Below are 3432 nucleotides of genomic sequence, written 5' to 3' on the forward strand. Positions count from 1 at the left end.
CGCCCGCCGTGGTGGCTGCCGCCTTCGTGCCGGCCTGGGGCACGGTGCTCGAGCACCCACCGCCGCAGCAGGACACATCGATGCGGGGCGCGGTGGCCGGCCGGGCGGAGGCCGGGGCCGGGGCATGGTCATGCCCCGCATGGTCATGGCCGTCGTGGCCGGCATGGGAAAGGTCGTGGCTGTGTTTTGTCATGGTTTTCCTGGTGTGTCGGGGCGCGCGCGATGCCGCCGTGCCATGATTGAAAACCTTGAAGCCGCTCGAAGGTCAAGCCATGTCTGCCCAAAGCCCCTGCCACCGTATCGGAGATGCCGCCCGCCTGTCGGGCGTCCCGGCCGCCAACATCCGCTATTACGAGAAGGAAGGCCTGCTGCCCCAGCAGGCCCGCGCCGACAACCGCTACCGCCTGTACAGCGCGGACGAGGTGCACCGCCTGCGCTTCATCCGGCTGTGCCGGGCCATGGACATGTCGCTGGACGAGGTGCGCACCCTGCTGGCGCTGGACCACAGCGGCGCAGCGGCCGACCACGCGGCCTGCGACACCCTGGACGAGCATCTGCAGCATGTGCGCACCCGGCTGCAGGAGCTGCGCACGCTGGAGGAAGAGCTGCTGTCGCTGCGCGGCCGCTGCGACGGCACCGATGCCGGCCGCTGCCGCGTGATCGAGGCGCTGCACGCGCGCGCCGATGCCGAAACCGTGCCGCCGCCCGCGCCGATGGCCAAACGGCACGTGTGACGCCAGGCCACGCCACCCCCGGTCACCACCCGTATTGCAATGAAATTGATAGCGGAACACCCTAGTGGAATATGCGCTGGAGGCCAATTTTGTTACGCATCGTCGCTGGCCCGTCCACTATGATGGCCGCATGATCGCCGGCCTGCCATCCCCCTCGCTGATCGACCGCATCTGGCGCGCCGCGCGCGGCTGGGCGGTGGCCTGGTGGCGCATCGTGCACCTCGGGTCGGTGGCGCTGGTGCTCATGCTTTCGCCGTCCAGCTACGGGCGCGCCACGCGCTGGCGGCTCGCGCGGCACATGTACCAGGACACGGCGCCCATCCTGCTGGGGTTCACGGTGCTGGCGGCGCTGGTCAGCCTGGTCATCACCCGCATCGTCGTCGTCACGGCGCTGAGCTACGGCCTGTCGCGTTACGCGCTGGAGATGGTCATCCGCGTGCTGGTGCTGGAGCTGATCCCGCTCACCGCCGCGCTGTTCGTCGCCATGCGCACCACCATCCCCAACGGCACCCAGCTCGCCCTCATGCGCCAGGCCGGCCGCCTGGACAGCCTGCGCCGGCACGGCGCCGACCCGATCCGCGTGGAGCTGCTGCCCCGGGTGGTGGCCGGCATCTACGCCAGCATCACGCTTGCGGCGCTGTCGTGCGTGGTCGCGCTCGCCATGGCCTATTTCGGGGTGTACGGGCTCAACACCGCGGGGCTGCCGAGCTACACGCGCATGTTCGGGCAGGTGTTCACGCCGGCCGTCACGCTGGTGTTCGTGCTGAAAACCCTGTTCTTCAGCCTCGCCGTGGCCCTCATTCCCATGGCGGCGGGGCTCTACGAAAACGGCGACGGCCGGGGTCGCCACGGCTCCGAACTGGGCGGGCTCGCGCGCATGTTCGCCGTGCTGCTGCTGATCGAAGTCGCGTCCCTGCTGGGCAATTACTACTAACCCGTTCCGTGACCCATCCCACGACCGACACCGGCCATGGCCCGCGCTGCGCGCCGTGGCCTCACCGAGGAAACGCTTTCATGCCCGACCCAGAGACCTTCCCCGCCAGCGCTTTCGGCCTGCGGGCCCACGGCGGTGCGCACCATGGCTGAGCGGCCCCCTTCCCACGAAGCGGACGATGCCGCCAGCGAGGCGCTGCTCGAAGCCCAGCGCCCGGTGGCGAACCTGGAGCGCAAGGCCGCGGCGCTGCTCCTGTTCACGCTGGCGCTCATCGTGGGCTCGGCGTTCTATCTGCTGTATGCACGCGGCGTGTTCGAGCCCACGCAGCGCCTGGTGCTCACGGCCGACGACTCCGAGGGCGTGGTGGTCGGCATGGACATGACGTTTTCGGGCTTCCCGATTGGCCGCGTGCGCGGCATCGAGCTGTCGCCCGACGGCAACGTGCGCATCCTGATCGACGTGCCGCGCAAGGACGCGCACTGGCTGCGCGAGTCCAGCGTCTTCACGCTGGTGCGCGGCATCGTGGGTGGCACCACCATCAAGGCCTACAGCGGCATCCTTACCGACCCGCTGCTGGCCGACGGCGCCGAGCGCCCCGTGCTGCGCGGCGATGCCACGGCCGAGATCCCGCAGCTCATGGCCTCGGCGCGCGAACTGCTGTCCAACCTGCAGGCCATGACAGCCCAGGATGCCGCGTTGGGCGGCACGCTGTCCAACGTGCGCGCGCTGACCGAGCGGTTGAACGCGCCGGGCGGCGCGCTCAACGTGCTCATGGGCAGTGAAGCGGAAGCCAAAAAGATCACTGCCACGCTGGACCGCACCAACCAGCTGCTGGCGCGCATCGACGGCATGGCCGCCAAGGCCGACCGGCAGGTGTTCGGAGCGGCGGGCGATCCGGGGCTCCTGCCCGAGGTGCGGGCCACGGTGGTGCAGCTCAACGGCCTGCTGGCCGACACCCGCCAGAGCCTGAAGAAGGTCGATGCCGTGCTGGCCGAAGCCCAGGCCATCGGCGCCAACGCGCGCGAAGCCACCACGGACCTGGGCACCTTGCGGGCCGAAGTGGAGAGCAACCTGCGCAAGGTGGAGGGCTTGGTCAACGACATCCAGCGCAAATGGCCGTTTGCGCGCGACACGGAACTCAAGCTGCCATGAAACCCCTGCTGTCTTCCCCGCTGCGTACACCGGTGTTGCGTGCCGCAGCGCTGCTCCCCTGCCTGGCCCTTTGGGCCTGCTCGGCCAAGCCGCCCACGCCGGAATGGCAGATGAATGCCCACGGCGCGGCCCGCAAGGCCACCGAGGCATACCTGTCGGGCGAGCCGCGCATCGCGCAGCTGGAGTGGGACCGGGCCCGGGCGGAAGTGGCCCGCACGGGGCGGCCCGACCTGCTGGCGCGCGTGGAACTCATGCGCTGCGCCGCCCAGGTCGCCAGCCTGGTGGTGGAGCCGTGCACGGCTTTCGAGGCCCTGCGCGCCGACGCCGCGCCGCAGGACCAGGCCTATGCCGATTACCTGGCCGGCACCATCGACAGTACCGCCGCTGCCCACCTGCCCGAGCCGCAACGCAGCGCTTGGGCGGCCGGCCCGGCTGCGCAAGCCGGCCTGGCCGATCCGTTGTCGCGCCTGGTGGCCGCGGGGGTGTGGGTGAAAACCGGCCGGGAAACGCCGCAGGTGGTCGACTCCGCCGTGGGGGCCGCCTCTGCGCAGGGGTGGCGACGGCCGTTGCTGGCTTGGCTGACCCTGGCGGCGCAGCGTGCCGATCAAAGGG

Annotated in this window: 5 protein-coding genes; 4 read left to right on the forward strand and 1 reads right to left on the reverse strand. The window is 70.5% G+C overall.

What is annotated here, in order from left to right:
• A partial coding sequence (locus AC27IQ_RS20785; protein ID WP_487090624.1) for a hypothetical protein occupies window positions 1–193 on the reverse strand: 193 nt, incomplete at its 3' end.
• 79 nt (window positions 194–272) lie between these two features.
• Between AC27IQ_RS20785 and AC27IQ_RS20790 the strand changes: the two genes are divergently transcribed.
• The 4 genes from AC27IQ_RS20790 to AC27IQ_RS20805 all read left to right on the forward strand — a co-directional run.
• The gene (locus AC27IQ_RS20790; RefSeq protein ID WP_272568473.1) at window positions 273–734 is read left to right on the forward strand and encodes a MerR family transcriptional regulator; all 462 of its coding nucleotides are present in this window, start codon (window positions 273–275) and stop codon (window positions 732–734) included.
• 130 nt (window positions 735–864) lie between these two features.
• Window positions 865–1668, forward strand: coding sequence for an MlaE family ABC transporter permease (locus AC27IQ_RS20795; protein WP_284398774.1), 804 nt, complete (start codon window positions 865–867; stop codon window positions 1666–1668).
• A gap of 144 nt (window positions 1669–1812) precedes the next feature.
• Window positions 1813–2820: an MlaD family protein gene (locus AC27IQ_RS20800; RefSeq protein WP_487090625.1), complete on the forward strand. Its 1008-nt coding sequence runs from the start codon at window positions 1813–1815 to the stop codon at window positions 2818–2820.
• Window positions 2817–3432: hypothetical protein (locus tag AC27IQ_RS20805; RefSeq protein ID WP_487090626.1), on the forward strand; the 616-nt coding region annotated here is incomplete at its 3' end. The genes AC27IQ_RS20800 and AC27IQ_RS20805, both read left to right, overlap by 4 nt.

The organism is Acidovorax sp. KPB24-07, from assembly GCF_057543315.1.

Excerpts from the sequence above, each read along its gene's own strand:
- AC27IQ_RS20790 (WP_272568473.1), top strand. The coding sequence starts at position 273 with ATGTCTGCCCAAAGCCCCTGCCACCGTATCGGAGATGCCGCCCGCCTG.
- AC27IQ_RS20800 (WP_487090625.1), top strand. The coding sequence starts at position 1,813 with ATGGCTGAGCGGCCCCCTTCCCACGAAGCGGACGATGCCGCCAGCGAG.
- AC27IQ_RS20795 (WP_284398774.1), top strand. The coding sequence starts at position 865 with ATGATCGCCGGCCTGCCATCCCCCTCGCTGATCGACCGCATCTGGCGC.